Origin of the sequence: Vibrio sp. B183 (genome assembly GCF_000740665.1) — a bacterium.
Lineage (GTDB): Bacteria > Pseudomonadota > Gammaproteobacteria > Enterobacterales > Vibrionaceae > Vibrio > Vibrio coralliilyticus.
Window position 1 is genome coordinate 122,091 of the sequence record NZ_JPQB01000016.1, and the last position, 25,878, is coordinate 147,968.

The window sequence follows — 25,878 nt, forward strand, 5'->3', positions numbered from 1 at the left end:
GACCATGAGTGAGAGAAGCGATGACAGACCTCGATATTGAATTTGAACATATTTTTCTGGAAGTAAAAGCCGAACGCTGGCACAGCATCGAGCGATTCTATTTCAGCTACTTTTGCTTCCGGGAAAATTACCTCACCAAGAAAGGTAAGCCCGATTGGGAGCTTGCTCGCCAGCGCTGCCCTCGTTCCCGCTCCCTCACTATCATTAAGCACGCTGAGCTTGAGCCGCTGGTTCCGCACGAAGTGATCACCGGAGAAATCAAACGTTACTGGCGTGATGGTTTACTCACACCAAGAGCATTACGCCGTATTCTCGACAGCCTTCTGGATTACGCGACCATTACCAAAGCAGAAAAGAACGTCTTAAAACAAGCAGGCTTTCTCAACGCAATGCCAGCCTTTTGGTATCAATCCAAAGACAAATCACCGATATCAAGGTTCGCAGCCGCAAATATCGAGATGCAAGACCAATCAAGAGATTAGCGCCTACGATGAATTCTGGCGGGCAACACCGTAATTCCTGTTTTCATCTCCGGCTGCTTTAGAATGGCTTGTCCGTAATCAAATAGTGTCTGAGCAATCAGATCGCAGTCCTGTTCAACCGAGTCAATTTTCACAGGTAAGCAATCCAGAATGTCGTAGTTATCGAAGGTCGCCAAGCGAATATCTTCATCCAGCATGTTCTTCTCGGTCAGAAAACGCAAAACCCCTTCCAACAATGAATACGAGGCGGTATACACGGCTTTAGGTAGACGCCCTAGATCTTCTACAGCCAGTGCCATGAGCTCGTAGCCTGACTCTGGTTGATAATCCTTGGTATACACGTAGCGATCATCAAAACGCACACCTGCATCCTTAAGCCCGAGCTGATAGCCCTTAAAACGATCTCGGCTCGTAGACAAGTTAAGCTGACCACCGATATACACGCACTCTTCACCACTTAAGGCTAATTGAGCCACCACTTCCTTCGTCGCTTGCTCAGCATTGGTTTTGATATTGATGAAATGGCTATCTTCTAATATACGGTCAAAGAAAATTACTGGAGTGCTTGGGCTGATAGGTTGATAGAAGGTATCATCCATCATGCAAGTTGCCACTAACAGGACATCCACCTGCCGTTCAATCAAGCTCTTTACTGCCTGTTGTTCCTGTTCATGATCATCGTCGGACGAGGCGATAAGTAGCTGATAACCATTATTCCGACACAGTATTTCCAACCGTTTAGCAATGTTCGCAAAACCCATGTTCGCTAAATCCGGAATGACTAAGCCTACGGTATAGGTCTGCTTAGACTTGAGCGCTCTGGCGTAGATACTCGGCTTGTAATGATACTGTTCAGCAATAGCCTGTACTTTCTCCACCGTGTCTTCATGAATACGGTGCTTTTTTGCGTGTCCATTGAGCACAAAACTCACTGTTGACTTGGAAACACCCGCCAATGCTGCGATGTCTGCCAATTTCAGTTTTTTACCTGCCATTATTCTCTTTTCCTACTCGGTGTCTTTATCAGCCTGCCTTGCTGCTAGCTCAATCAACGCCACTGCGCTCTCATGTTTAGACTCTGACAATGATCACAATTTGATCTTTATCGTGATAAATGATCTCTACAAACCTAGATCGCTAAACCGTTTTAGCCATACAATCAGCTTAATTTAGTTAAGTAAGAGATGCAATGATGAAGAACAGAGTTTGGGTAACAGGAGATGCGGTTGTAGACCTGATTCCAGATAGCGAGTCCAGCTACTTGAAGTGCCCAGGTGGCGCACCTGCTAATGTGGCAGTAGCCATCGCCAGATTGGACGGTGACGCCGCTTCTGTTGGTCGTGTCGGGCAAGATCCCCTCGGCCGTTTTATGCAACAGACACTCAAGCAAGAGCAAGTCGATACGCGGATGATGATACTCGACGAAGCACAGCGCACTTCGACCGTTATTGTTGACCTTGATGATTCTGGCGAGCGAAGCTTTACCTTTATGGTCAAGCCTAGTGCAGACCAATTCCTTGAAACCAGTGACCTACCGACCTTCACCCAGGGTCAGTGGCTGCACGTATGCTCAATTGCGCTAGCGAACGAGCCAAGTCGCAGCAGCACACTGGAAGCGATGCGTCAGATTAAAGCCGCAGGTGGATATGTAAGTTTTGACCCTAACTTAAGAGAAGAGGTATGGGCAAATCCAGAAGAGCTCAAACCTGTCGTACGTGAAGCAATTACGCTGGCCGATGTCGTCAAGTTTTCGGATGATGAGCTGTTATTTTTGACAGGCAGCGATACCCTTGAACAAGGTGTGGAAGCACTAAAACCGTTTAAAAATACACTAGCCTTAATCACTCAGGGGGCGAAAGGTGCGTTAGTCCTGTTTGAAAAAACACAACAGCTTATTGCCAGCAAAGCAGTATCACCCGTTGATACTACAGGGGCAGGCGATGCTTTTGTCGGAGGCTTGCTCGCTAAGTTGTCTCAATATAATGACTGGCAGCAGCTTGAGGTCATTCATTCTGCGGTAAAATGGGCTAATGGCTGTGGCGCACTTGCTACTACGCAGAAAGGCGCTATGACTGCCCTACCTTGCTATCAGGCTCTAGAGGAATATATTCAGAGGTAATTGGAAGGAAATTCTGGATAAAAAGGCAGAGAGTTCTGCCTTTTTATCCTAACTCACCTACACGGAAACTCAACAATTCAGGGAACACTTCAATACCCTCACAGCTCGCTCACCCATGCATTTGAATTGGTGATGCAAGTCATGACGGTTTCTTCAAGGAGCTCAATATCTTTCAGTAAAGACTCCAAAAGTTTCCAGTTAGAACTTTCTATCGCTTCTGCTATTGAGAGTAGAGAACCTAATACCCCCTTCCTATGTATGAGGGCCTCGGTGATCACATCAGATAATGACAAAGACGAAACAATGTCTTCCAATGCCATATCTAACAAACCTTCAACAAGTGAAAGCATTCCACAGAGATAGGCAGAATCCGCTAAATGAGGCTGTCTAATGTTAGCTGCTAACTCTTCCAATAGTTTTGCTCTTGTGAGTAAATTCCTGAGAATAATGTTAGGTTTACTAGGCGAAAGCGCCGACAACGTTGTGTAGGTGACATACTTTCTTATTCTGTCATTGCCTAGATATGCTAAAGCTTGCTGCGTACTTTCTATAGATCTATTGAGTCTGGAATCATTGTTAACAAAATTTAGAAGCTGGACCGATAAGATTGGGTTTCTTTCTATGACTTGATTGACCTTATGAACTTCAATGTCTCTTTTTGCAACAAGGGCTGAAAGCTTAAAAATATCAACGGCAGACGCAGACAGTTTTTTTGTTTTTATCAGCTCTGGTTTTTGATAAAAATACCCTTGAAAGTAGTCGAAACCACACTGACAAGCTTGTTGGAATTCAGTGTTATCCTCTATTTTTTCCGCAATAAACTGAATGTTGGAATGCTGAAAATCACGAATGATTCCAGCGCATTCTTTCATTGAAAGCGCTCTAAGATCTAATTTAATAAAATCAATGAGTTTATAAAATCGGTCCCATTCAGGAGAAGGTTCAAAATCATCCAGTGCCACAAGGTAATTTTTTTGTTTTAACTCACTCACAGCATTGAAAAGCTCGTCAGTTGGGCTGCATGATTCGAGGATTTCTACAACGATATCATTTGAAGAGAAATCAAAGGGTACGCCTTCTATCAGATCTTTATATTCAAAATTCACAAAGCCTTGTTTGTTGTCTAAGTTTTTCTTTTGAAAGGTAAGAAATTGCTCAGAAAGAAGACGCATGGTGACACTTTTTGCATTTTCTGACTGGAACGCATTTGTATCACTTTCTCTGTATAGCAACTCATAGGCGAATAATTCCTTGTTCTTGTCGATGATAGGCTGCCTAGCGACAATTGATAGTTTGCTACTCATAGTATTACCTGACGTTTTTTTTAATTAGAATTCTTATCGGTTTGCTAAAAAACTATAGTACAGAGCATTGCAATTGTGCGATTTGAAGGGAGTAAGTCAGAAAATGAGATACCGCTTAATCTCTTCATTGGTTATTTTCAGAACAACAAAAAACGGCACCCAAAGGCGCCGTTAGAAACAACAAAGCAATACATTTTATTCAAACACAGGTCGGAAGAAACTTCTCTCGTAGCTGACGATACAATCGGTCTCTTCGGCGAACTTAAATGCTGTCATACACGCTTCGTCTTGGAAAGACTTATAGCGATACTCATCATAGGCTGTCAGGCTTTCAAAGGTGAACAATGCCAGTGCGATATTGCTAGCACCTTCCGAAGGCAGAAAGTAGCCGTTGTGCTGACCGCCAAATTTCTCTACCAGAGGGATCCACATTTTGGCGTACTCCTCAAACTCTTTGACCTTCTTCGGGTTGATAACATATCGAATGTAACAGGTGACCATTTCTCTACTCCTTGATTTGAATCCATGCCTTAATGTCTGGCTAATTAACTTACGCCTTAAAGCGGTCAATCGCCAGTGTCAGATCCGTGGCCTGACTCGCCACTACAGTGGCAGACTGCGCGTTTTCGGACACAGCGCCTACGTTAGCGTAAGTTAGGTCACGAATAGTATTAACGTTACGAGCGATCTCTTCTGAGACCGTGCTTTGCTGTTCCACTGCCAGCGCAATTTGCGTGCTGCTGTCGAGGATGTGTTTCATCTCTTCCATAATCGCTTTGATATGACTTAGGGCCTGCTCTGACATGTCTACGCTGTCTGCCCCTTTGTTGCTGCATGACTGAATCGTAGAAACTACCGTTTGAGTCTGCTGTTGTACCGCGCTGATAATATCGGAGATTTCCGCGGTTGAACGCTGCGTCTTTCCTGCGAGTGTTCTAACTTCATCAGCAACTACAGCAAAGCCCCGTCCCTGCTCCCCTGCTCGTGCGGCTTCAATCGCAGCATTGAGAGCTAAGAGGTTCGTCTGCTCTGCAATTTCACCAATCACATTCAACACACTGCTGATCTGATCAGACAGTGCCAGCAAATGATTCACTTCACCACGGGCAGTGGCTAAGTCTTCTGAAAGCGATGAAATGGTATCACGTGTTTCCACAATATCATTAAAGCCAAGCTGAGCTGTGTCGTAACTTCTCTGAGTGTTGTCCGCAGCGCTTTCCGTTGTGCTGGCGACGTCTTTGATTGTCTCACCCATTTCAGTTACCGCCGCTGCAACACTATCAGTTTCAATCTGCTGCTGGCTTAACGCCTGTTCGGTATCCACGCTGCTTTGTTGTAACTGAGTAGAAGCGGCTCCCAGCTCATTGACGCTGCCTTGCACACGAGATATCAGCCCCTGAATACTAGCCAGAAGGCTATTAAGCTGCCCTGCCATTTCTGCGATTTCATCTTTTCGATCGGTATTGGCTTTAAGAGTCAGGTCATGTGTATTGGCAATAGTCGACATCATATCGCTTAGCTGCTGGATGTTGCTCTGAACACTGCGGATAAGGAAGTACGAGCCCAATAAAAGTAACCCGGCAACAAAGATGACAGAGCCAGCAATGAAACGCTCAATACTAGCCTGAGCGCGTTCAATTTCTGCATCTAGTGTCGATTCAATACCATGGAAGATAGTAAAGATGTCAGTGAACAGCCCTTTCATCTCATGCTTGAGGTGTTCAACTTGCGCAGCATCAGAATCATAACTCACCGCTAACATTTCCAGATCTTTGCGGTACAGAGTAATTTTCTTACTTAAGGTAGGAAGTTGACGAACAACGATGCCAAGTGCATCAAGATCATTGGAAAGCATGCTTGATAGGGTCTGGAAGTCCGCATACTCGGCCTTGAACTCTTCGAGTTTACTAGCATCTGGCGTGTCTAAAAACTCATATTCGATACGATTCATCTCTAATAGTGAGACTTCCATATCTTTTACTTCAATTAGGGTTTTCTCAAGCTTGAGCAGTTTGAGGTTACTCAGCTCAGTAATGGTTACAATGGCAATAAGCGCAAGAATAGAGAGGCCGGTAAGGCCAAATAGTTTTGTTTTTATGGTCATGGTCTTTCTCAATGAAGCAGGCTCGCAATAACTACTTATTTTTATAATGGTTTTTGCGCTTTGTAACATGTTGTTACAACCATGTCACCCTTACATTGGCGCAAATTTTCTTTTTCTTAATAGTTGTCTATTGTTTGATTCTTAATCTACGGCTTAAAGAGGCAAATATCGTCATTTAAGATGCAATCAGTAGCACAACAAAACGGGTATTCAACCTCCCAAACAACAAGACATTGGCTGCGTTCTGAGCTCAAAACGTATATTTATCAAACATCCCATCACTATATTGTTCAGAAAATAGGTACGACCACACAATGAAAGCACTATAGGAATTGATCGAGTTATATACGCACTCAAAGATTAAAGAGTGAGCAATTCAACGGCGCAGGCGGATGTATTAATGCTCACCTGAGCTGCGGCTCTTACGAGAAGGTCCAAAACTATGAGTATGACATTGTATGAAGCGAATCGTTTTCAGCCAGATATCTGCAAGTCTCTGACAACAGAGTGGCTTGGTGAAATGATGAAGGGCTCGCACTATGGAAAGCTCTGGTGTACTCACGCCAACGGAGCGACAGAAAATGGAGAGTTTTATCAACGGCATCACCTTGATCAGGCACAGTTGGAATGCACTCAACAAATTCAGTCGATGAAAAACATTCAGACCTTGTTATCCAAGACGCCATTTATTCAGAAACATCCTGCGGAAGCTATGAGCTTATTATCAGCGCGTGGCGCTGCAATTGAGTCTCTCTCAACTCAGAAAACACAAAAGGTGATGCTGTCGCGAGTGAGAAACATGAAAGTTGTCCGCTCAACAAACCAAATTGATATCAATGGGTTGAAGGCTGAATTTTCCAAACTGGATAGCAATAAGCGCTTTTATCTGATTTCAGTGCGCGCGAGCAGTGGCTCACACGCCATTGCGGTAGCGTCGAGTAAAGCCAAGGGCTTTTTCAGCCCATCGGGTTACCTCTATTACTACGATCCAAATCTGAAGAAAGTTGTGAGATGGCGCAGACGCACCGATTTAAAACGCTTTCTGGATAAGTCGTTACTGTCAGATTACCGCTCAATCAATGGCATCTGGCAGGTTGCGCCTGTGTAAACGATACGAATAAAAAAAGGCTACTCAATTGAGTAGCCTTTTAAAATCTTACGCGCTTGGCTCTTCGCCAAATATAGCTTCAATGTCTGAATACCGGTTACGCCAACCCACCGCCGCAGTCAGTTACCTAATCAAGCAAATGGCGGTCGTGCTGCTTTGAGTGTTTTTAATCTGGCGGTCTGACAGCCATGCAACAGTGAAATACCTGTCGCTGCCTGCTCAACGAAAACTCGTGATGTCATCACTGCCTGGCCATGGTTTACAAAAACTTCTATTGAGGAAGTATCGGCAAGAATGCGCAGTTGAATCTTATCAGTATCGATCTTGAGTTCTCTTTGAGTATCTACCGCTCGATTCAGTGTCTGGCTGCGGTCCAGTATAAGTGTTTGGCGATCTTCATCTGCGTACAAGACAACTTTGTGCTGGCTACTTTCAAACAAATTCAGGCTCTGCCCCCACTCCAGCTCAACTTCAAGATCGAACGAGTTACGATCCAAGCGATACGGCTCATCGGTTAACTCAATGTGGCGTTGGCTATGAACGAGTTCTTCGAGTTCCTTAACAGGCCATTGGTACAGCCGTCCGTTTTGGTAACTGAGCTCACGCATACAAGTGAGCTGATGCACCCAACCATTTTCGCTGCTTGGTTGGTCAACTTCATCTGGTAACCCCATCCAGCCACACATCACCCGCCGGCCATCCGGTGTTTCAAGTGTCTGAGGGGCGTAAAAATCGAAACCATAATCCAGATGTTCAAACTGCGACAAAGATAAACCATTTTCCAAACAAGCTTTAGCAATCCCGTTGTGATGAGGAATGGTGTTGTGCTTAGAGAAAGATTCAATCCCTTGTGGTCCGATGACGACAAGCATCTGCCCATCGAGTTCAAACATGTCAGGACACTCCCACATGTAGCCAAAATTCCCCAGTTCTTCACCATAAAGCGCATCAAACTTCCAGACCCTAAGATCTGTTGAGGTGTAAACAGCCAGGCGTCCTTTTAGGTCCGTAGTTTGTGCACCTAACAACATAAACCATTGGTTTTGATGTCGGACGATTTTAGGGTCACGAATGTGCGCGGTAACTCCATCGGGTAACTCACTGATAACCGGCCCATGTTTATCGAAATTCACACCATCTTTGGATGTGGCAAGACACTGAGTTGTGTGACGTTCGCGATTCTCGCCAATACGAACATTACCCGTATAGAACAGCATCAACTCAGAGCCATGACTGAGTGCGTGCCCAGAGAAGACACCATGGCTATCAAACCAATCAGATGGTGTGAGCGCAACTGGTTGCCACTGCCATTCAATCAAGTTTTTGCTGATTAAATGTGCCCAGTATTTGTCTTTGTGGGTACAGCCATGGGGATACCATTGATAAAACAAGTGATACTGCCCGTCATGGTAAACAAAACCATTAGGATCGTTGAGTAACCCCTGTGGTGGAGAAATGTGCCAATCGGGTCGAAACGGACAATTAACCGCGTCGAGCGCGTGTTCAAGCTCCAACCTTTGTTTTTCGCCGATACGCTGTCCTATAGACAGCAGATCCGCGGGACTTAATGAGTCTGGAATTGGGAACTCTACTTGATATTCATCTAGTACAATTTTGATTTGAGAACCTGACACAGTGCTCGCCACTCGCGAACAATCTCTGATTGCAAATATCAATCGACCTTGCGGCATCAGAACTCTTGTTATGTTTGTCTCACCACCACACTGGGTGATCAGGCTTTCAACCGACATCTTTAAAACCTAAAAGTTGGGAACGTTTGCAAAATACACTATTTGTTCTATTTGAACAAGATCAGTAGATACTCGCCATCACTATTCAGGTGGTGACAGAGTGTATAGAAACGAAAATAAATACGCCGAATCCGGTGAGATTCAGAAATTGAAAATGGCTTCCGGCACTAAGCTAACACCTGACCGGAAGCCTTTTTATCGAGCAATGATTCTTTGAAAACTCAGGGTTAGAACCAAGTTTCCATTTGTAGGGCAAACAAGGTTTCACCACCTTGTCCCATTGTGCTGGCACCTGAATCCAAGCTTACTGAGTAGTTGTCCAGATCTTCACTCCAGTCAACGTAACTTACAGCAAAGCGAATTTCAGGGCGGTCAAAGAATCCAGCTGACGTCGCCAGCTTCACAGTCGGAGCCACCGTTAACTTGTAGAAGCTACCGTCTGCTTTTTCCACGCTGTTATCTAGATCCATGTACTGGTAGGAGCCTTCATAAACCATCTCAAAGTTCGAATTTAGCTCTTGAGCCAATCGAACGTTAACAGATGCCCATAGGAATTCATCGTTATCTTTAACACGGTCTTTGCTCATCTCAGCCATAAATGCGGGTGCGATGCGCCAGTTATCGGAGAATTTAGTGACACCATAACTAAAGATTCGAACTGCCTGAGCATCATCATTCAGATCACCATCAGAACCAATACCTTTGAGTGATGCACCAAGGCCCTGGCCAATCAATACACCAGACTTCGAGAAGCCCTCGCTGACACCGAAAAAGTCATTGCCATGGTAGGCTAACATTGCATGCAGGCCGTCTTCTGCTCGCTCTGTGGGTGATGATGAGCTGGTTGAGCGGTCTGCATTATCGTTTGATTTCATCGCGTTGAGCATTAACTGCCATGAGCCAAAATAGTTGTTCATAGTCGCTACATAGTTCTCCACATCAGTACTTGAACTATCGATTTCGCCAAAATCGCGGTCATAAAGAGAGAAGTTTGCTTTCCAGTCCTCAGCTAGTTTCACATCATACAGACCGGCGCCCGTACCAGAGAGAAATACGATGTCAGAATCAAAGAAATGGATATCGAAATTGTCTCTATCAAATCTCTTACCCGCCCAGATTTTCGCATCTTCAAACGCACCGCTAAACCAGGTTAAATCAGAGAACTCTGTGTACACCTGTCGAACGTTTAGCTGACTATCGCTTGCCGTCCATTCATTGTTAGTTTCGACACTGTCCGCCAACATGATTTTGTAATACGCTTTTGAACCATCTTCGGCCACGCGATTATGAACAAGGTTCGCTTCCAGATAGTTGTCATCTTCAAGACCAAGACGTCCAACCGGAGCACCTAAGGTTCCTGCCGCCGTCATATATGGGCCACTTCCTGTCGCACCATTCAGGCTATCATTAATCAACAACCCTGCTCGCGCATAACCGTGGAACTCAAAGCTTCCGGCAGATTTTTCAGCCTCTTTTGCTACTTGCTCGGTTTGAGCTAGGCGGCTTTCTAATTCCGATATCCTTGCTTCAAGAGAAGCCATATCGTCTTGAGAAAAGGCATTAGGTGTGATTGCCAGAGTGACAGCACACGCAAGTAAAGACTTCATATTGTTCATTCTAATTCTCCATTGAGTAAATAACTTGGATTCAGCAGCAAACGTTCCCAGTTAATTCACAACCAATGCGAACCGTCGAATTTTAGGTCTATAAACCTCAATACTCGTTCTCGATTTATTTACTTCACCTCAGTGATAGTGAGTGGACTATAAATACATTTTCGGTAACGTTCCCGAAAATAATTATGAAAACAGAATACTCATCACGAATATCTATAGAAGTGTGATCTTATATAATGAGAGGATTTTCATATGTGGGAATAAAAACGCCTGAAACGAAGTTCAGGCGTGGAAAGGCTAGCAGGTTTCGCGCTGTATATTCTGAAAAGTCAGTACAACTTTACTCATCACCTGAGGTTTACCCTCAATCAATTCAAGCAGCACATCCGCACCACTTTCTCCTGCTTTATCAAATGGATAACTAAACGTCGATAAACTTGGAGAAACAACAAAACCAAGCTCATCATTACCTACTCCCAGTATTTTAACTTGCTCACCAACCACTATGTTTTCTTCCTGCAGTGCTTTAATTGCACCAATGGCAATTCGGTCAGTTGCACAAAAAACACCATCAACCTGAGGATATTCTTTAATAAGACGCCGCATATTGGCGTAACCAGATTCAATGCTGAACTCTCCGTGACAATGGAACAATAACTCTTGTTCACTGTGCATCGTAAGCGCTTGCTTCAATCCATCAGAACGCTGTTTATCTACGGCGAGGTCTGAATCCGCTACTCCAATAAATCCGATATTTTCGCATCCAGCATTGAGCAAACGCTTTCCTGCTTCGTACCCTACACGCAGATCATCATGGACAATACTCGGGATATTAAATAGTGAACCATCCTGGCCAATTAGAACAATCGGAGCTCTTGACTGAGAAATGGCTTCAACCAACTGAGTGTCAATGTGTGTCGCATACAGAACAATACCCTCCACTCGCTTTTGATTGAATAAACGAATGAACTCGATCTCTTTCGAATCAGATTGCTGAGTGCTGGCCAGCAAAACATGCTTTCCTGCCTTTTCAAATATGCGGCTTAGGCCATCAACACCTTGAGACGTGGCATTAGATGAGACTCGCGGCACAATGACACCCACCAAATTGGTTTTCTGTGATTTGAGATCTTTCGCCACTTGATTGACCACATAGCCCACTTCGTCGACAGCTTTCATGACTTTCAACTTGGTCGCTTCTTTTACACCATACTCGTTGTTGATCACACGAGAGACTGTGGATTTAGATACTCCGGCCAGTCTGGCGACATCGTGCAGGCTTGCCATGTCTATGCCTTCATTAAGTTATTGGGAATGTTTGCAAAAGTTACCAGAATCTGACGGAATTTCCACTTCGCCCAATCGGTTTAGCAAAAAAGTTTAGCCGATCCAACTCACATTACCTTTTATTAACCTTTGACTGACACTGACAGATAGAGAAGAATTCATTTTGCAAACGTTCCCAGAAAAATTTACTGCCTTTTTGAACTATAAATTATTAGCAAAATAATAATCGGGGTTTGGAATGAATTATCCAAAAATTGCCAGAGAGCTGCTGGAGTTACTTGGAGGTAAAGACAACCTTCAAGCACTCGCCCACTGCGCGACGCGACTGCGCCTTGCACTGAAAGACGATTCAATCATTAATGAAGAAGCGATCAGCAACTTAGATGGCGTCAAAGGCCAATTCAAAGTTGCTGGACAATATCAAATCATTTTTGGTTCAGGCATTGTTAATCAGGTACACGCTGAAATGGCGAAGCTGACGGGCATGGCAGACATGTCGACCAACGATGTGGCCAGTGCGGGTGCACAAAAACAGAATATCATTCAGCGTGCAGTGAAAGGTTTATCCGACATTTTTGTACCTATCATCCCTGCAATTGTCGCTGGTGGTCTGTTGATGGGTCTGTTCAACGTATTGACAGCGAAAGGCCTCTTCATTGACGGTCAATCTCTGATTGATGCCAATCCGGGGCTTGCTGATCTCGCTAGCATGATCAACACATTCGCTAACGCACCTTTTGTTTACCTTCCTGTTTTATTAGCGTTTTCTGCCAGTAAGAAATTTGGTGGAAACCCGTTCCTCGGGGCAGCTCTGGGTATGCTGATGGTGCATCCAGATCTGCTGAACGGCTGGGGATTCGGTGGAGCAAGCGTAGCCGGGACAATCCCGACATGGAACATCTTTGGTTTCGAAATCCAAAAAGTCGGTTACCAAGGTTCAGTTCTACCTGTATTGGTTTCTGCCTTCATCCTTGCCAAGGTTGAAAATGGCCTACGCAAGGTGATTCCTTCTGTGCTGGATAACCTCCTAACGCCGATGCTGGCGATTTTTATCACAGGTTTCCTGACCTTTACATTGGTTGGTCCAATCACGCGTGATATTGGTTTCCTGCTTGGCGATGGCCTGAACTGGCTATACGATTCTGCTGGTTTCATTGGCGGCGCACTGTTCGGCTTCATCTACGCACCGTTTGTGATTACCGGCATGCACCATAGCTTTATCGCAATTGAAACTCAGTTGCTCGCCGATATTGCAGTCACTGGCGGCACCTTTATTTTCCCTATCGCTGCCATGTCTAACATCGCACAAGGTGCTGCAGCATTGGCGGTTGGCTTTACCACTAAGGACAATAAACTTAAAGGAATTGCAATGCCTTCGGGTGTCACTGCTCTACTGGGTATTACCGAGCCGGCCATGTTTGGTGTCAATCTTAAGCTGCGTTATCCGTTTATTGCGGCGATTATCGGAGCGGCATCGGCCAGTGCATTTATTACTCTGTTTAACGTCAAAGCTCAGGCATTAGGTGCTGCGGGTCTACCTGGCGTGATTTCGATTGTGCCTGACAAGATAGGCTACTATGTCACAGGCATGGCTATTTCATTCGTTATAGCGTTTGCTCTAACGCTAGTTCTTGGTGCTCGCTCCGGCCAAGAGTCAGGCAACGCTGCAACAACATAGCTAAGAGCAGTCCCCCGTAGCTAAAACATGTTTTTAGCTCACTCCTACCCCGCCTCAGGCGGGGTATTTTACTTTTTGGTGCTCCCTACTCGAATGTGTAGCTTTATCAACATTGGTAACGCCAGATAGGACACTATAGGAACAATGATTCCAACTGAAACCAAAGTGATGACAAACGGATGCTCACTGACTTGGGCTTGTACCCAGGCAGGAATAAAAAACACTAATGGTAAAAGAATAATAAAAGTATATAACGCCACCCAATGACGATTGGGTGGCGAACCATTACGCTCACCACTCATGATTATCCCCTTGCGAAATAGCTGTTCATCACGTAACCGTATTTGGTGGTGTGCTCAACCAAAACCTGACCTAACGCTTCACCGTGCTCACTTCTCCAGTCGTTCATTAGCTCAGCCAGAACTGAAGCCCATGTTGTCACTTTCACACCAGCCTGAGTCAGTCGTTGAATCGTCACTTCCTGAACCGTTTTGTTCCACGTGCCAGATGCATCAATCACTGCGTAGACATCGTAACCTTCTTCAACTGCTGACAGTGCGGGGAAAAGTAGGCATACATCCGTTACGATACCTGCCATGATGATCTTTTTGCGACCTGTTTTCTCAATCGCCTGTTTGAACGCTAAACTATCCCAGGCATTGATTTGCCCTTCGCGCTCGATCACTTCCTCACCAAGTACTTGGGTAATTTCCGGCATCACAGGGCCATTTGGACCTTCCGGTAAACTGGCTGTGACAACTGAAGGCAGTCCGATCGCTTTCGCTGTTCTGGTCAGGCCGACAATGTTGTTTTTCAGCACAGTCGGGTGTTCATCACCAAGCCCCACCATTAAGCCAGTCTGGTGGTCAATCATCGCTAATACAGAGTTGTCTGCTGTTAAAAATTCAGAGTATTTTGTTGTCATGGTCACTTCCTCACTATTGTGTCTATTTGATTAAAAAGATTCGGTAAAAATTAGGATAAGCTGGCTGTCTTTATGAGCGACGAAATCCAGCTCTGTTGTTCTAACCAAAGTTCCGGCCTGAATCGTTTCACCGTTGATGCGTGCTTCACCGCTGCTTAGGTAGGCCAAGACCTCACCGTTATGTGTTGTTTGGTAACCTTCTGTCGCCTGAACCATTTCGATCACCGTGTGGCTATCAAAGGTCTCCGTCTGGTTTTTACTTCCACCATAGATACGTGTTCGAACGTTGATTTCTGGGGTATAGGCTTTGTAACCTGCGGGTTCGCCTTTAGTTTCCGGTAGAACCCAGAGTTGAATCAGTTGGTTGGGTTCGTCGTCTGGATTGACTTCGTTATGCGCAAACCCTTCGCCACCAGCTCGCTGCACTTGTGCTTCACCTGCGACCAAACCTTTACCATGTTCTAGTGAGCCTCCATGGCTTACTCGACCTTTTGCCATCACACTGATGACATCAATTTCTCGATGAGGGTGCATACCAGTCTCGCCATGTGGCAAAAAGTTAGCGTCAGCAAGATAGACGAAGTTGCCAATCCCATTCGCGGTTTCGGGACGTTTGCGCGCACCAAACACACGGTAATCTGTCACTACCTGTTTCTCTTTAAGCCCAGCGAATCCGCCTTGTGGTAATTGGTCTAGTGTCAAAATTTCCATCGCTCAATCCTTGGTTATCTCGTTAAGTGATGAAGCTAGATTAGTTTGTTACCTAAAAATGATATATATTCATTCAGATACAACACTGTTCAATATTTGATAACAAATGACTGACCTAAATGATCTGATGGTGTTCGCGACAGTAGTAGAGAGAGGTAGCTTTACTCAGGCAGCGGAAGCACTGAACACACCTAAATCCAACATCAGCCGTAAAATCACTCGGTTGGAATCCCAGTTAGGTGTGCGGCTACTGGAACGCTCGACGAGAACGCTGCACTTGACCGAAATCGGTCAGCGCTACTATCAATACTGCAAACGAATCAAAGAAGAATATGAAGCCGCAGGCAGTGCGGTGGAATCTATGCTGGAGAAGCCTCAAGGCCGCCTTAGGGTGTGTACATCTCTTGGTGTTGGCCAGTCATTACTAGGGGACCACCTTGCCGAGTACTGTCGACATTATCCGGATGTTGAACTCGATCTAAGCCTAACGAATCGACGTGTTGATCTCATTGAGGAAGGCTACGACCTAGCATTCCGAGTTGGAGAGCTGCCAGACTCGGGGCTGATCGCTAAGAAGTTGTGTTCCATTAATCTTCGCCTTTATGCTGCTCCAAGTTTTGCAAAACACAGGATCAACACGCCTAATGACCTCCTAAAACATCCTCTAATGCTGATGAGCGCAAAAGAGCGCAGCCCCGATTGGCATCTACGTTGCGGAGTAGAAAAAACGGCATTGAGATTTGAACCAAATGTACGCTGCGACGACTTTTCGATGCTGATGAGAATGGCGATAAAGGGCTTGGGAATCACAGAATTACCCGAGTACATGGCGGAGCATAAGCTTGCGGAAGGCTCACTCATTAACATTCTCCCTGACTGGCAATTCGAACCTGTCGATTTGTATGCGCTCTACCCAAGTCATCGAGGTTCAACACCCAAAGTACGAGCATTGCTAACCTACCTTTCACAAGCTTTACCACGCTGATATTTCAATTAATGAATGAAAAAAGCCCACCAAAAGGCGGGCTGTGATTCCAAATAAGAAAAATATAATTGGCAATAATATAATTATTTCCCGATTAAACAGGTGACGACTTTAATCAGCTCAATTAACTGATAATTAACTCTGGATTAATAGTCTAAAAACATTTAGATTCTCGGGAAACAAATAAAAATTACACATTAGAATAAAATAAATCAAAGAAATTTATTTTAATGAATTACAAGCATGAATTAAATCACGTTTGGTTGACTAGTAGATGATAGATAAGATAATAAGGCTTATTACAGAAAGTAAGCATGACACAGGTGGTGTGAAATTCCTCGCTCAGGAAATGGGCATTAAGTATAGCACGCTGTATAGCCTGTATTCCGGCAAGAATAGTAACCCCACAATCGATACGGTTGGAAAGATTTGTGATTACTACAACATTACTTTTTCTGACCTTTCTGATGAAGCAGCAGCACCTCATCATTTTGACTCGTTGCACCCTGAAATAGTCAGACTGTCCCAGCATGAAGGTGTCGATGTTTTCATTAAAAACAACCACCTTATTGATAGTTTACCCAAAAGTAGCCAGTTGATTTTTGAAAAGTTCACTCCCCCTTTGAAAAACAAAAATCATTATATTTGCCTCACAGAAACTGGTGAAATTGTCTTGAGAAAAGCCATTGAAGAAGATAATAAATTTCTATTTATCTCTTCAAATAGAATAATTCACAAGAATGATTATCCAATAATGCAACTAAAGAATGTCAAAATATAACTTCTTCAAAATAAGGAAAAAACGCTCTCGACTCTATTCTATCGATGGATTGGTAGGTTTTATAGACAAAGAGATGTTTCGACACGCTTATATTGATAAACACGACGTCGGTCTTCACAACGGCAAATACTCTATTTCCGACAAGCGGATCCGCGCTATCAATGTAAAGGAAAAAACCATCGAAATGGAAATATCTGATATTCCAGTGACCGTGACGATGAAAAGCCTGCTTACACCTTCAATCAGACAAGAACTCGATATTAGTAATGAAAATTTTGTCGCCATCTATCACCAAATGGAGCAATAACCAATGAACGTACTAGAAAAGTCGACCATGCTCGCGACTCTAGGGCTGTTCTGTTTCCTAACTGCTTCAAACATGGCCGCAGCAAAAGCTGTTGAATTCTTCGGTATCCATCTTACGGCGGGATTCTTCACCTATCCGTTTGTTTACCTCTTCTCTTCCATCATCATGGCGACGCGTTCTCCAGACGTGTACTTCAAATGTATAACCTTTGCCTATTTCGGTTATCTGTCGTTTATCAGCCTGATGTACATCGCAGCGATTCTGCCCGGCGTCAACGCCGAGTCGACTTACAATAAGAGTTTTGACCTAATCTACAATCTCAGTAATTACCGAATTTACTTATCCTCATTGTGTGCCTACTTCGTATCAATGTTCCTGTTTGGTGTGCTATTTAACTCATTAAAGATTGAAAGCATCGCAATCAGAATCGCATTGGCCACGCTGATCGTGGCACTCGCTGATGTAAACCTCTTCCTCATCCTGGCTTTCTGGGGTGTAAAAGCAAGCAGCCTACTGATGGACATTATGTTCTGGGCGAGCATTAAAAAGCTGGTTGCGCAACTGGTTCTGCTGGGGCCAACCCTCTTAATAATTAACCTGATCAGGAACAAACATGAGTACTGTGTTTCAAATTAGCGATTGCCATTTGAGCGATGAGTCGAGCTTTCAAAACCTTGAGAAGGCGCTGAATGTTGCAAATGCTGATAGTGATTGCGACACAATTCTGCTGACCGGTGATATCTGCTGTGGTCCTAAATCAGGCGACTATACAAAGCTGCTGAGTTTTGTTTCCCAGCACGTTGATAGCAAAAAACAGGTTTATGCCATTGCAGGTAACCATGATGATATCGTTTTGATGAAAGATGAGCTGAAGGGCTCTTTGATTCAGGTGGTGGATCAATGTGAGATTGCAGGGCGCGATTTCATCTTCCTCGACTCAAGTCAGAAACCTATTGATGCTCAGCACCCTCTCGGCTCTGGCAGAATTGACAATCGCGGTATCGCTCACCTGAGAAAGCAAATCCGTAAGAAGAAAGACCCTATTGTGGTCGTACATCACCCAGTGATTCGTGTTGGCTCTGACTGGATGAAGGCTATCTGCCTTGAGAACGACCAACAGGTATTCAATATCCTTAAGCAATCTGGCGTCAGAGAAGTTATTTGTGGTCATGGCCATGATCATATTACCTGCACCAAAGAAGGTGTTACGCAGTACATGGCGCCAGCAACCGCTTATGGATTTGATCACTCCATTCCTGAATACAATCGAAGTGAACGTATCGGAATGAACAAATTTACTATTTCAAAACAAACAATAACTGTAAATGAGGTTGTGCTATGAGATTAAGCTTGGTTCTCGATATTTCGAAAGCCGTTGTCGCGATGTATGTGGGGGTATTCTGCGTACTGGTCAGCTATAACAATGTGATTGACTACAATACAAACTTCCAATTTGTGCAACACGTATTGGCTATGGACCAAATGAAGGCATTTTTTACAGGCGATAACCTGTATGGACGTGCGATCACTTCTCCGACACTTCACACTGTGTTTTACAATCTGATCATCGCACTTGAGTTCCTTGCGGGCGCTTTGTGCGTTATCGGCGCGGTAATTATGTTCTTCAAACGTGAAGCGGCCGGATTTTCCAAAGGTCAGGCTTTCTATGTAGCCGGTGTCACCGTCGCTTTAGGTGTGTGGTATTTCGGTTTTGGCGTGGTTGGCGCTGAGTGGTTCTCGATGTGGGCAAACTCATGGAATGGCCAGATGAAGGCATACACCTTCGCTATGTTTATCATTCTGACGTTGATTTATGTCCTGATGCCAAGACCAAACAACGACTAGTTCATTACTAACAGCAATTAAAAACCCTGCTGATTGAGCAGGGTTTTTTCTATCTAATCAGAACTGATTGGTCACGCAGTGCGCACCAAACTTCTCAGATACGTGATCAACGATAGTGTCAACCGCAACAGCAATATCAGCATCTTCTAGCGTACGCTCAACTGACTGTAGCGCCAGTGCGATAGCTAGGCTCTTCTTACCTTATTATCTAACCTCTTCATACTTTAGGCTAACTCTACGACTAATGTCTAACTAACTGAGACTATTTGTTTTTTTCAGTTTGGTTTAAGGTACTAACAACTTCAATAATTGCGTTTATTTATAGGGTAACTTGTTCTTTATCTTTAACAGTGAACCTCAAGCTTTTTACACCAATACCAACGATATTCTTGCTTGTTTCCGACCCTATTCTTAGTCAGTCATCTTCACTTTTTGATAATAACTCAAGTTACACCTAATAGAGATTTGTCGCATTCTTTGTAACAAACACTAACTACTCCACTACCTCTTAATGCCGGGAAGTTACGTTTGTTGGAACAACACACCTCAGAGTGTGAACGAAAGGAATCAAAATGAGCAGCACTTTAGAGTCCACACATATAAGAACAGATAAGCCTCAACCCAATGAGGCTCAACTCACTTATGAACAACAACACAAACCAAGCTCTGAATTTAAGTCCCGAGAGCAGTATCTAGAGCACGAATTGCAAATCATGTCGCCTAAACGCTGGCGTCCAAACTTGCCGTTTAAAGATTATCGATTTGAGATTGAAGACACCATCCCAGCAATGGCGGCGACCATTGGTAAAGTGGTAATGGTGGGCGCTATTGCAGCAACCTTTGCCGGAGCTCTAGGGCTAAACGAAGGGTTTATTTTAGAAAATGTTCGTTATGAATTACTTATCGCATCAGTGTTCATTATTCTTTTCTCTGGTTTTTTATTGCCAACCGCTAACCTCGCAGGTACACACGGCCCACTTATCCCTTTGATTCCGATTGTTGTTGCCGCTGGCGGGCACCCGATGGCCTTTGGCTTGCTGATTGGCGCGTTTGGCTTATTGCTGGCCATCAGTAAAGGTGGCAGCATGTTGGCAAATCTCACCAGTAAAGGCGTGTGTGGTGGCTTATTGCTTTACCTAGGCTTTGTTGGGACCGTTTCTCAAGTCAAAAAGCTATTCGCTTGGGCTGAAGGAATTGGTATGAGTCACATCGCTTTCGTCGTGATTTTTTGTACCATTATTTTGTATGCGCTATTGGAACATTTCCGTAAGCGTTGGCTAGCAGTACCACTTAGTTGCTTGCTGGGTGGCACGTTAGCTTTTGCGATGGGCGCACCGTTTTCTTTCCAAACCGAACCTGGTTTACCTAACATGAACCCTATGTATTGGTGGGGAGAAGATACAGGTTGGATGCTCGGCCTACCGACAATTGAGCACTTCATGGTGGTATTGCCGTTTGCGATTTTAGCAGTGGCTATGTGGTCACCAGACTTCTTAGGGCATCAAGTCTTTCAAAAAATCAGCTACCCGGAACGTACCGAAAAAGTACATATGAACATTGACGACACCATGACCACGGCTTCTATTCGTCAGACGTTTGGTTCTCTTCTTGGTGGTACTAACTTTACCTCTTCATGGGGGACTTACATCGTGCCAGCCGCAATTGCTAAACGCCCTATTCCTGCGGGTGCTTTGCTGACGGCTCTGTTTTGCATCATCGCTGCTATTTGGGGCTACCCGATGGATTTAGCTATCTGGCAACCTGTACTTTGTGTTGCGCTAATCGTTGGTGTATTCGTCCCATTGCTAGAAGCTGGAATGGAAATGACGCGCGAAGGGAAAACCACTCAATCTGCCGCAATCGTTGTATTTTCATCAGCGCTAGTAAACCCTGCATTTGGTTGGTCGCTCACTATGCTGTTAGACAACTTAGGCTTAGTCGGTTGTAAAGAACGTAGCGGTGAATTGAGCAAGATGAGCCGCTGGGTGTTGCCAGGCATTATGTTTGTGGTGCTAACCAGTGTGATGGCGTTAGTTGGGCTTCTACCAGGGATTCCTGCGATTATCCCAAGCTTTCGATAACCTTTAGATACGAATTGAAGCTTTTGGGTATTTTACCTTTAGGCTATATCGGTAAAAACACTAAGGCCTCGCAATGCGAGGCCTTTGGTTTCAGAGGTGATGACAAGACAACTCATTTTTTCCCCAAAACCCATTAGGGTAGAAAATCTACTGGCATTGAAATGATACAACGATACTATAGTAAGCTAACGGCAATAGTGAGAGCATCAGAACTAATTGGAGACTTTGAGAAACACAAAGCTTGTAATTCGTACCTTTCTATAAACACTGTCAACGGCATAGCTCGAATACACGCGATACTGGTTTACTTTCAGCCCTGCAAGGGCTTGCCTCCACTTAGTTCATTTAAAACTTTATGCTAGTGCTACAATAGCGCTATACCAAAAAGTACACCGCAACAGCAATGACTAATAGAGGATAGAGGATCTTCACATGAGAGGATATTCTCGCAATAAGAGTGAAAAACTCTTGGAAGAAACCTATCTTTATTTCTTCATTATTGGCCACAACTTCACCATTAAAGATCGGCAGCCAGTATTTCTTTAAAAATGCCCCATCTCGATTAAAAAACATACTATGACCACCACGAAAGAAACGGTTTATCACCTTACTTGAGCTGAGACCTCTAAAACCAGTTAAACCAGCCATACCAGTTCCTAGTACGGCAGCTTCACTAAATAGCAAAGGAACGTCATTAACTGCACAATCATTCACAATGGTTATATTTTTCAAATGATCTAGCTTTGAAAAATCGTAATCTTGATCTAATACACTTCCACTTAAGACAATACACTTAATGCAGCTTAGGTCCACATTGCTTTTAATATTTTCCAATGCCTTTACTGTTAAATAGGTACCGAAGCTGTGTGAAAAGAAAATAATCTGTTTTGCTTTGTTGTTCTTCAACCAATCAATAAGATCACTTTCTAATCTAGATACTATTTTCTTTCTTAGCGGGGGGAACAAAAAAGTAAAAAAATCAATACCTACAAATTTGAATACAAGATGTTCGATATCCTTTCCATTATTATCTTTCTTCACCTCAGAAAATAGAAACTCTTGCCATGAACCAAAAGTTCTTATTCCATGAACCGTGACAACAGCATAATCTTTTTCAACTTTCCTTGTTATATTACTACGATTAATAGCATATCTAATTGCTTCTTTCTTATTGCTCAACCATGATATATCACTGGGCTTAGCATAATCTAGTGAAAATCCGATATCACTGAACTCTCTTTCTTTTTCCTCTAGATTATCTTTTAGGGCTGTATAACCTATTATTTTCTCAGGAGGCTCAACCCTTCCTCGTGAAATATCACTAAGTATCTTAATCCCCCCCCAATCATCTATGTCTATTCCTTCATCAAAATTAGGAAGAGCCATATCCAAAAAGACCACACTATATGTAATCTTTCGAAGCAGATTTCGAGCATGATTTATCGATAAGGATTCGTCAATTTGTTCATCGTCCAAGTCGAAGATTTCTACGAGGGTTCTTTTTATCAAAGTCAGTCTAGACTTATCATCATCAACAATGAGCAGCTTAGGCATTTGCAACAAACTCCTTTAGCTTTTCCTTCCACTGTGAGCCAGAATGCTCATAAAAAATAGCCCCCTTAAAGCTATCAGGGTATTTTCCTTTAGCAAACTCATTAATTTCATGCAAGCTCATGCTGTTATCTGCCGTGGACAGTGATTCATATTGAGTCAAAAAAACAAAGTTTACTTCTATATTTCTTCTCGATATTTGCCTAGCGATATCTAGGCCAGCCAATGCTCGAAAATCATTATTTAACTCGTCTTTATTCTGGTCAAAAGTTGGCAAACTCATATCTATAATAGCCAGTTCATATACGCCTGACGCCAAAGACCTAATAGCAGAAGAGTATGAAACAACCACATCTACATTGTTACAAGAAAGGTCTGATTCTAAATAATTCAAAACACTTTTACTTTTGTATTCGCCATCTTCAACTAGTAGTATTTTTCTACCATTCATAGCATAACCTTCTGATAAAAAACATTATTATCCAAATCAATTTCAAAATTAAAACTTGGAGAACTATCTACCAAATACCTATATATCTTATATAACCCTGTACCACCTTCACTAACTAATTTTTCATAGTCAGAATCTGGACTAAAATTTTTAACTTTGTCAATGTAGTCGTTACTTAAAATATAATCTTTCTTCCTATCATCTATCTCATTGCTTATGACGATATTAGTTTTATCTTGCAATGTAATGCTAATTGTTGTTTGACTTGATTTTTTGCCATGAGATAAACAATTCTGATATATTGAAATCAATGCTCTAACAACACCTAAGGCTTCAATGGAAGACAGGAAAGTGTTATCTGGACCAATATTAATCTGACTTCTATCAATGTTAAGAACTTGAGGATTATAAATCGCTGATATTGATTCAATAGATGAGGATAAAATATCAGTCATAAGAAACTCACCTTCAATAAAAACGTTTGGCCTAACGAACCAAGATTCTACTTGTGATATTTCTTCTACTATATGTACCTTCGCACTAGATAGTTGCTCAGTCAATTTAGTCAATACCAATCCAGTGGAATTTAATTTTTTCTTAAGCTCATCTATAATAGCCGCAAATTTAATTTTTAAAACTTCATTAAACTTATTGCAAATGTCAGAAAAGTTCTTATCAAGTTCCGACCAAATATAATCTTCTAAAACTAGAATCAAATCTCTGGTCTCTAAGTCAGTAATGTTTTCAGGATCTGAAAAACGGATTTCATCTAACTTAGAGCCAACAAAGTCAGCAAACCTATCTAGATTATCTTGGCTAAGTGCAAAATTAAATATAGCATTTTCATCACCTCTAACCTCCGAAACCGTAGGCCAAGAGTTAGCTTCTTCTATTAAGTTATCAATATCTTTTGAGAATAACTTAAGACAGTCATCGACATAATTAACAAGGTCAAAACTAGCGATATTTTCTAGGTAATTACGCCAATATAAATTTGGTTCGTATTCCCCTTCTAAACCTACTATTGTTACTAAGTTAAGTCCTTCGAATACACTCCTAAGTTTGTTTGGTAGTACACCATGGCGGATTTCAGAGCTAAGTGAACGTGCTAACCCAAAGTTACTATCTGTTATAAAATCCTTGACTACCTTTTCATAAAGATTTTCATAAATGTATGTTCTTAAGTTTTTCTGCTTGTTTTTAGAGTCTTCTTCATTAGTAATATCATCAAACAAAGACTCAACAACTGACTCATCGATATCTTTGATCATAATAATGTTTTCAAACTTAACTCGGTACTCGTTTAAATTACTTTTAATTATTCCATCGACATCTATATATATTTTGTTCTTGTCATGCTGAAGCGTTAATGAGTGAGAGAGAATTTCTGCTAAGATACGCTTCTCTTCTTCTAGTAGTAAATAATTTTCACCTTTAGCATTAATTAGGTTCCTTACTATCTTCAACCTTTCTAAAATTAACTCTTTACCACTAGTAAAGCTCAATAAGTCACTCATTATTTCAGTACTGCAAACTTCAGAAAAGAAGTAAAAATACCTCTCATCATCAAGGCCAATTGAAGAAAACAACTCACTTGGTTTACTTGAGTCGTTATCAACAAGATAGTCTTCGAGCATCTCTGAGACATTTACTTTATAGTTAGAGTTTCTAACAATTGAGTACAAGTACACACATATTAAGGAGGGAATTGAGCTGGCTAATCTGGGAGAAGATTCAATTCTATTAACAACTTCTTTTAATGGATAAAGAATTACATTATATGTATCTTTTATACAATCTCTAGATATTAAATCTATAACCTTTTCTGTCATTCGAGACTCAAGATACATTTCACATTTCAAGAAATTAATTTCTGAAGAAGTTATATCATCAAACCTATCTAGGTTTTTTAATATTCTCTCTATTTCATCTTCCTTTATGTCACCTCTCTTAATTAATGACTGAGCCTCACATCTTGCTTTTCTGCTATCAGATAAAAAATCAGACTTATCATTAATTGAGAAATTAAATCTAGCATCAGGTTCAAAAATTACACCTTTGTGTCTAGGAGTAACAGAAAAACCTAGAGCATATGCTTCACTGCATGATTCTATATACGATTCTTTATTGATAAATGGGTATGATGAGTATATAGATGGTCTTAAAGATTTAATTAGATCTAGTGTATAGTACCTAAAATTAATTTCTTCAATAGAATTCAAAATTGAATTATATCGAGAAGGAGTACTATGTAATACACATATTTGACTCACTATATTCTCTTCAAGCCTACCGGAGAATATATTTGGGTCAATATCAACATCATCACCATATAAGTGTAAAATAGATTTAGCCTTTATATCAAGATAGCTTAGATCTCTGTCAACACTACTTGATGTCTCTTCAATTACTTGTTGATATTTACCTTGGCTATACAAATCTATCAAGTGAAGTTTGTCTTCATTAGATTCTACTTCACTATTTATTTTTTCATTAATGATATCTTCAACTCTTAACCAATAGTCATCATTAGTTGCAGTATAAATATCATTGATGAATCTTAAATAAAGATCATGCTTTTCTGATTTTTCTCTTTTGATTGCATAATCAAAAAATATCTTTTTGAATAAAATATACTTGTCTAATGGATTTAGAATCTCAGCGACTTCTATCGCTTCATCTATTTCTCTATCAACATCGTATATTCTAGGCATAATAAGTGCTGATAACATGTCAACATATCCAGACATGTTATTATTTCTATATTCCCTTTGGATGTCTGAGAAATAATT

Annotated in this window: 24 protein-coding genes and 1 pseudogene; 11 read left to right on the forward strand and 14 right to left on the reverse strand. The window is 42.4% G+C overall.

The genetic code is table 11. From position 1 onward, the window contains the following. Positions 1 to 20: 20 nt before the first annotated feature. Complete coding sequence (locus tag IX95_RS18860; RefSeq protein ID WP_006962676.1) at positions 21 to 482, forward strand: hypothetical protein; 462 nt, start codon at positions 21 to 23, stop codon at positions 480 to 482. Here the strand turns inward: IX95_RS18860 and IX95_RS18865 are convergent. Further along, positions 479 to 1,477: a LacI family DNA-binding transcriptional regulator gene (locus IX95_RS18865; RefSeq protein ID WP_038163085.1), complete on the reverse strand. Its 999-nt coding sequence runs from the start codon at positions 1,475 to 1,477 to the stop codon at positions 479 to 481. The two genes, IX95_RS18860 and IX95_RS18865, sit on opposite strands and share 4 nt — an antisense overlap. Positions 1,478 to 1,671: 194 nt before the next feature. Here IX95_RS18865 and IX95_RS18870 point away from each other — a divergent pair, with 194 nt between their 5' ends. After that, positions 1,672 to 2,601, forward strand: coding sequence for an aminoimidazole riboside kinase (locus IX95_RS18870; RefSeq protein WP_038163088.1), 930 nt, complete (start codon positions 1,672 to 1,674; stop codon positions 2,599 to 2,601). Positions 2,602 to 2,699: 98 nt separating this feature from the next. Here the strand turns inward: IX95_RS18870 and IX95_RS18875 are convergent, their stop codons facing one another. From IX95_RS18875 to IX95_RS18885, 3 genes are all read right to left on the reverse strand, one after another. Beyond that, positions 2,700 to 3,905 carry an EAL and HDOD domain-containing protein gene (locus IX95_RS18875; protein ID WP_038163091.1) on the reverse strand — a complete coding sequence of 402 codons (1,206 nt, stop codon included), beginning with the start codon at positions 3,903 to 3,905 and terminating at the stop codon, positions 2,700 to 2,702. A 195-nt stretch (positions 3,906 to 4,100) separates the two neighbouring features. After that, a complete protein-coding gene (locus IX95_RS18880; protein ID WP_038163095.1) occupies positions 4,101 to 4,406 on the reverse strand; it encodes an NIPSNAP family protein in 306 nt (101 codons plus the stop codon). A gap of 49 nt (positions 4,407 to 4,455) precedes the next feature. Next, positions 4,456 to 6,009, reverse strand: a complete 1,554-nt coding sequence (locus IX95_RS18885) for a methyl-accepting chemotaxis protein (RefSeq protein WP_038163097.1) — start codon at positions 6,007 to 6,009, stop codon at positions 4,456 to 4,458. A 442-nt stretch (positions 6,010 to 6,451) separates the two neighbouring features. On the opposite strand from IX95_RS18885, the gene IX95_RS18890 reads away from it, so the two are divergent. Beyond that, positions 6,452 to 7,117 (forward strand): hypothetical protein, encoded by a 666-nt coding sequence (locus IX95_RS18890; protein WP_038163098.1) that lies wholly within the window; start codon positions 6,452 to 6,454, stop codon positions 7,115 to 7,117. 131 nt (positions 7,118 to 7,248) lie between these two features. Here the strand turns inward: IX95_RS18890 and IX95_RS18895 are convergent, their stop codons facing one another. The 3 genes from IX95_RS18895 to IX95_RS18905 all read right to left on the reverse strand — a co-directional run bounded on the left by IX95_RS18895 (position 7,249) and on the right by IX95_RS18905 (position 11,771). Further along, positions 7,249 to 8,868: a glycoside hydrolase family 32 protein gene (locus IX95_RS18895; RefSeq protein ID WP_038163101.1), complete on the reverse strand. Its 1,620-nt coding sequence runs from the start codon at positions 8,866 to 8,868 to the stop codon at positions 7,249 to 7,251. Between the two features lie 227 nt (positions 8,869 to 9,095). Continuing rightward, positions 9,096 to 10,484 carry a carbohydrate porin gene (locus IX95_RS18900; protein ID WP_051912610.1) on the reverse strand — a complete coding sequence of 463 codons (1,389 nt, stop codon included), beginning with the start codon at positions 10,482 to 10,484 and terminating at the stop codon, positions 9,096 to 9,098. A 297-nt stretch (positions 10,485 to 10,781) separates the two neighbouring features. After that, the gene (locus IX95_RS18905) at positions 10,782 to 11,771 is read right to left on the reverse strand and encodes a LacI family DNA-binding transcriptional regulator (protein WP_021456026.1); all 990 of its coding nucleotides are present in this window, start codon (positions 11,769 to 11,771) and stop codon (positions 10,782 to 10,784) included. Positions 11,772 to 12,009: 238 nt separating this feature from the next. Between IX95_RS18905 and IX95_RS18910 the strand changes: the two genes are divergently transcribed. Next, positions 12,010 to 13,449: a sucrose-specific PTS transporter subunit IIBC gene (locus tag IX95_RS18910; RefSeq protein WP_019276257.1), complete on the forward strand. Its 1,440-nt coding sequence runs from the start codon at positions 12,010 to 12,012 to the stop codon at positions 13,447 to 13,449. 68 nt (positions 13,450 to 13,517) lie between these two features. On the opposite strand, the gene IX95_RS18915 is transcribed toward IX95_RS18910, so the two are convergent. Genes IX95_RS18915 through IX95_RS18925 form a run of 3 tightly spaced genes read right to left on the reverse strand, consistent with a single transcriptional unit; the run spans position 13,518 to position 15,085 of the window. Then, on the reverse strand, positions 13,518 to 13,751 hold the full coding sequence (locus tag IX95_RS18915; protein ID WP_038163104.1) for a hypothetical protein: 234 nt from the start codon (positions 13,749 to 13,751) through the stop codon (positions 13,518 to 13,520). Between the two features lie 2 nt (positions 13,752 to 13,753). Next, positions 13,754 to 14,374, reverse strand: coding sequence for an isochorismatase family protein (locus tag IX95_RS18920; RefSeq protein ID WP_038163107.1), 621 nt, complete (start codon positions 14,372 to 14,374; stop codon positions 13,754 to 13,756). Between the two features lie 30 nt (positions 14,375 to 14,404). After that, complete coding sequence (locus tag IX95_RS18925) at positions 14,405 to 15,085, reverse strand: pirin family protein (protein ID WP_038163110.1); 681 nt, start codon at positions 15,083 to 15,085, stop codon at positions 14,405 to 14,407. Between the two features lie 106 nt (positions 15,086 to 15,191). Between IX95_RS18925 and IX95_RS18930 the strand changes: the two genes are divergently transcribed. The 6 genes from IX95_RS18930 (at position 15,192) to IX95_RS18955 (ending at position 19,003) form a co-directional block, all read left to right on the forward strand. Next, on the forward strand, positions 15,192 to 16,070 hold the full coding sequence (locus tag IX95_RS18930; RefSeq protein ID WP_038163114.1) for a LysR family transcriptional regulator: 879 nt from the start codon (positions 15,192 to 15,194) through the stop codon (positions 16,068 to 16,070). Positions 16,071 to 16,344: 274 nt separating this feature from the next. Beyond that, entirely contained in the window at positions 16,345 to 16,851 is a 507-nt protein-coding gene (locus IX95_RS18935) for a helix-turn-helix domain-containing protein (RefSeq protein ID WP_021456021.1), read from the forward strand. Between the two features lie 73 nt (positions 16,852 to 16,924). Further along, positions 16,925 to 17,158, forward strand: a complete 234-nt coding sequence (locus IX95_RS18940) for a hypothetical protein (protein ID WP_141650567.1) — start codon at positions 16,925 to 16,927, stop codon at positions 17,156 to 17,158. A 3-nt stretch (positions 17,159 to 17,161) separates the two neighbouring features. Further along, positions 17,162 to 17,794 (forward strand): queuosine precursor transporter, encoded by a 633-nt coding sequence (locus IX95_RS18945; RefSeq protein ID WP_006962692.1) that lies wholly within the window; start codon positions 17,162 to 17,164, stop codon positions 17,792 to 17,794. After that, positions 17,772 to 18,500, forward strand: coding sequence for a metallophosphoesterase family protein (locus IX95_RS18950; protein ID WP_038163122.1), 729 nt, complete (start codon positions 17,772 to 17,774; stop codon positions 18,498 to 18,500). The genes IX95_RS18945 and IX95_RS18950 overlap by 23 nt, the downstream gene beginning before the upstream one ends. After that, complete coding sequence (locus IX95_RS18955; protein ID WP_019277034.1) at positions 18,497 to 19,003, forward strand: DUF2165 family protein; 507 nt, start codon at positions 18,497 to 18,499, stop codon at positions 19,001 to 19,003. The genes IX95_RS18950 and IX95_RS18955 overlap by 4 nt, the downstream gene beginning before the upstream one ends. A gap of 57 nt (positions 19,004 to 19,060) precedes the next feature. Here IX95_RS18955 and IX95_RS26040 read toward each other — a convergent pair. Next, positions 19,061 to 19,204, reverse strand: a pseudogene (locus IX95_RS26040) (hypothetical protein); the annotation flags it as partial. 371 nt (positions 19,205 to 19,575) lie between these two features. On the opposite strand from IX95_RS26040, the gene IX95_RS18960 reads away from it, so the two are divergent. Continuing rightward, positions 19,576 to 21,084, forward strand: a complete 1,509-nt coding sequence (locus tag IX95_RS18960) for a DUF3360 domain-containing protein (RefSeq protein WP_038163125.1) — start codon at positions 19,576 to 19,578, stop codon at positions 21,082 to 21,084. 375 nt (positions 21,085 to 21,459) lie between these two features. On the opposite strand, the gene IX95_RS18965 is transcribed toward IX95_RS18960, so the two are convergent. The 3 genes from IX95_RS18965 to IX95_RS18975 are packed head-to-tail and all read right to left on the reverse strand — an operon-like array spanning position 21,460 to position 25,836. Next, entirely contained in the window at positions 21,460 to 22,638 is a 1,179-nt protein-coding gene (locus IX95_RS18965) for a response regulator (protein ID WP_038163127.1), read from the reverse strand. Continuing rightward, positions 22,631 to 23,086 (reverse strand): response regulator, encoded by a 456-nt coding sequence (locus IX95_RS25710; RefSeq protein WP_051912612.1) that lies wholly within the window; start codon positions 23,084 to 23,086, stop codon positions 22,631 to 22,633. Before IX95_RS25710 ends, IX95_RS18965 begins: the two co-directional genes overlap by 8 nt. Continuing rightward, positions 23,083 to 25,836 (reverse strand): hypothetical protein, encoded by a 2,754-nt coding sequence (locus IX95_RS18975; RefSeq protein WP_038163131.1) that lies wholly within the window; start codon positions 25,834 to 25,836, stop codon positions 23,083 to 23,085. Before IX95_RS18975 ends, IX95_RS25710 begins: the two co-directional genes overlap by 4 nt. Between the last annotated feature and the right edge of the window lie 42 nt (positions 25,837 to 25,878).

Bases quoted from the DNA above. Each gene is read 5' to 3' on its own strand.
- IX95_RS18860 (WP_006962676.1), top strand. From the start codon at position 21: ATGACAGACCTCGATATTGAATTTGAACATATTTTTCTGGAAGTAAAA.
- IX95_RS18865 (WP_038163085.1), bottom strand. From the start codon at position 1,477: ATGGCAGGTAAAAAACTGAAATTGGCAGACATCGCAGCATTGGCGGGT.
- IX95_RS18870 (WP_038163088.1), top strand. From the start codon at position 1,672: ATGATGAAGAACAGAGTTTGGGTAACAGGAGATGCGGTTGTAGACCTG.
- IX95_RS18875 (WP_038163091.1), bottom strand. From the start codon at position 3,905: ATGAGTAGCAAACTATCAATTGTCGCTAGGCAGCCTATCATCGACAAG.
- IX95_RS18880 (WP_038163095.1), bottom strand. From the start codon at position 4,406: ATGGTCACCTGTTACATTCGATATGTTATCAACCCGAAGAAGGTCAAA.
- IX95_RS18885 (WP_038163097.1), bottom strand. From the start codon at position 6,009: ATGACCATAAAAACAAAACTATTTGGCCTTACCGGCCTCTCTATTCTT.
- IX95_RS18890 (WP_038163098.1), top strand. From the start codon at position 6,452: ATGAGTATGACATTGTATGAAGCGAATCGTTTTCAGCCAGATATCTGC.
- IX95_RS18895 (WP_038163101.1), bottom strand. From the start codon at position 8,868: ATGTCGGTTGAAAGCCTGATCACCCAGTGTGGTGGTGAGACAAACATA.
- IX95_RS18900 (WP_051912610.1), bottom strand. From the start codon at position 10,484: ATGAACAATATGAAGTCTTTACTTGCGTGTGCTGTCACTCTGGCAATC.
- IX95_RS18905 (WP_021456026.1), bottom strand. From the start codon at position 11,771: ATGGCAAGCCTGCACGATGTCGCCAGACTGGCCGGAGTATCTAAATCC.
- IX95_RS18910 (WP_019276257.1), top strand. From the start codon at position 12,010: ATGAATTATCCAAAAATTGCCAGAGAGCTGCTGGAGTTACTTGGAGGT.
- IX95_RS18915 (WP_038163104.1), bottom strand. From the start codon at position 13,751: ATGAGTGGTGAGCGTAATGGTTCGCCACCCAATCGTCATTGGGTGGCG.
- IX95_RS18920 (WP_038163107.1), bottom strand. From the start codon at position 14,374: ATGACAACAAAATACTCTGAATTTTTAACAGCAGACAACTCTGTATTA.
- IX95_RS18925 (WP_038163110.1), bottom strand. From the start codon at position 15,085: ATGGAAATTTTGACACTAGACCAATTACCACAAGGCGGATTCGCTGGG.
- IX95_RS18930 (WP_038163114.1), top strand. From the start codon at position 15,192: ATGACTGACCTAAATGATCTGATGGTGTTCGCGACAGTAGTAGAGAGA.
- IX95_RS18935 (WP_021456021.1), top strand. From the start codon at position 16,345: ATGATAGATAAGATAATAAGGCTTATTACAGAAAGTAAGCATGACACA.
- IX95_RS18940 (WP_141650567.1), top strand. From the start codon at position 16,925: ATGTTTCGACACGCTTATATTGATAAACACGACGTCGGTCTTCACAAC.
- IX95_RS18945 (WP_006962692.1), top strand. From the start codon at position 17,162: ATGAACGTACTAGAAAAGTCGACCATGCTCGCGACTCTAGGGCTGTTC.
- IX95_RS18950 (WP_038163122.1), top strand. From the start codon at position 17,772: ATGAGTACTGTGTTTCAAATTAGCGATTGCCATTTGAGCGATGAGTCG.
- IX95_RS18955 (WP_019277034.1), top strand. From the start codon at position 18,497: ATGAGATTAAGCTTGGTTCTCGATATTTCGAAAGCCGTTGTCGCGATG.
- IX95_RS18960 (WP_038163125.1), top strand. From the start codon at position 19,576: ATGAGCAGCACTTTAGAGTCCACACATATAAGAACAGATAAGCCTCAA.
- IX95_RS18965 (WP_038163127.1), bottom strand. From the start codon at position 22,638: ATGCCTAAGCTGCTCATTGTTGATGATGATAAGTCTAGACTGACTTTG.
- IX95_RS25710 (WP_051912612.1), bottom strand. From the start codon at position 23,086: ATGAATGGTAGAAAAATACTACTAGTTGAAGATGGCGAATACAAAAGT.
- IX95_RS18975 (WP_038163131.1), bottom strand. From the start codon at position 25,836: ATGTCTGGATATGTTGACATGTTATCAGCACTTATTATGCCTAGAATA.